General features: G+C 54.9%; 2 protein-coding genes. One reads left to right on the top strand and one right to left on the bottom strand.

What is annotated here, in order from left to right:
* Nucleotides 1-371 precede the first annotated feature (371 nt).
* Nucleotides 372-776 carry a MerR family transcriptional regulator gene (locus tag HMPREF2550_RS03775; RefSeq protein WP_005293770.1) on the bottom strand — a complete coding sequence of 135 codons (405 nt, stop codon included), beginning with the start codon at nucleotides 774-776 and terminating at the stop codon, nucleotides 372-374.
* Nucleotides 777-945: 169 nt separating this feature from the next.
* On the opposite strand from HMPREF2550_RS03775, the gene HMPREF2550_RS03770 reads away from it, so the two are divergent.
* A partial coding sequence (locus HMPREF2550_RS03770; protein WP_141760515.1) for a SulP family inorganic anion transporter occupies nucleotides 946-1,498 on the top strand: 553 nt, incomplete at its 3' end.

The raw sequence follows: 1,498 nt of genomic DNA, 5'->3' as shown, positions 1-1,498 counted from the left end.
CCCAGAGGTCGTAGGTTCGAATCCTGCCCCCGCTACCAACTTCCAAGCCCCTACCAGGAGAAACACTGGTAGGGGCTTTAGTTATTTCTCTTAAGGCGCACGTCCTGGGACTCAAATCGGGACTTTAGCGATGGCATTTTGTCACTTAAGCCGGTTTGGAAGTGATGGGGTTAAGTGACAATTTTCGATTTTGTGACCTTGGATGACTGTGTCGTTTTGAGGAGTCGTCTGCACGGATTTCAGAAGTCCTCTGTACTATCGCCATCCACTCCGGAGAGGCCGCGGGCGTTCGTCCACTTCATCTGGAACGCGATTCGACAGAGCGCATTCAATACGATGGTCTTTTTCTCCCTGCGAAGGATGGGGGCAGTTTAGGGTGCCAGGGTGTTGACCAGATCGAGGAATTCCTCAGCGTAGGCAATTTGCTTGCGTAGCTTTTCGTAGCGGGTGCGCGTCTCCTCACGAATGTCGGCAAGGGTGGCCTTGGCATTACTCCGTGCCTGCTGTGCGGTATCACTGTCCTGCCCGCCATCTGAACTATGAAGAATCTCCGCAGCTTCCAGGAATTCCCGCATCTGATCCAGAGTAAACCCCAGCGGTTTCATCCGTCGCACCAGCAAAACACGACGTACATCAGCCTCACTATAAAGCCTGAACCCACCAGGGCTACGCCCCGATGGGGTAATCAGGCCGACGTTGTCATAATAACGCAAGGTGGGAATCGACAACCCCGTCTGGTCAACGACCTCGCCGATCTTGAAATTACTGTTTTGCATTGCCTGTTCTCCTTCACGGTGATGTTGCCCACGGGTTCCTGTGCCTGGGTTGGCGGTTGAGTAAAACTCCCGCTACCATGACCACCATCACCAAACCTAAAGTTACTAGAGGGTTGGATTCCTTTCGGGCGTTCGCCCAGTTACCTATCCCCTCAAAGATTGGACATCTATGACTGAAACTAGCACGGCGGCCCCCCGCCCCCTCCTGAGTCCAGACGGCGCTGATGCCCCTACCGGGATCATCGCATCCTTCCGTTACGCATTTTCTTCCCCCGCCCGTATCCGTATAGAGATTCTGGCCGGACTGGCGGTATCCCTGGCGCTGATCCCTGAGGCCATTGCCTTTTCCATCCTTGCCGGTGTTGACCCAGCCATGGGTCTGTTTTCCTCGGTAGTCATGGCCATTGCGATCGCCTTTACCGGTGGCCGCCCGGCAATGACCACCGGCGCCACCGGGGCTATTGCCCTAGTCATTGCTCCTGTGGCACGTGGTTACGGGGTGGATTATTTCATCGCCACCGTCCTGTTGGGCGGTGTCCTACAAATCGTGCTCGGTGCCCTCGGTGTGGCGAAACTTCAGCGTTTTATCCCCCGATCGGTGATGCTGGGTTTCGTCAATGCACTGGGCATTATGATTTTCACCGCCCAACTCGAACACCTCATTGATGTGCCTTGGATAGTCTACCCACTCGTCGGCTTGGGTGTGGTGATCATGATTTTCT

This window comes from Corynebacterium sp. HMSC074A01 (assembly GCF_001831515.1).
Classification (GTDB): Bacteria; Actinomycetota; Actinomycetes; order Mycobacteriales; family Mycobacteriaceae; genus Corynebacterium.
Note: the sequence above shows the minus strand (reverse complement) of the source record. Positions and strands in the feature narration are given on the sequence as shown.

What these genes read in the sequence shown, in the direction of transcription:
- HMPREF2550_RS03775 (WP_005293770.1), bottom strand. Translation starts at nt 776, where the DNA reads ATGCAAAACAGTAATTTCAAGATCGGCGAGGTCGTTGACCAGACGGGG.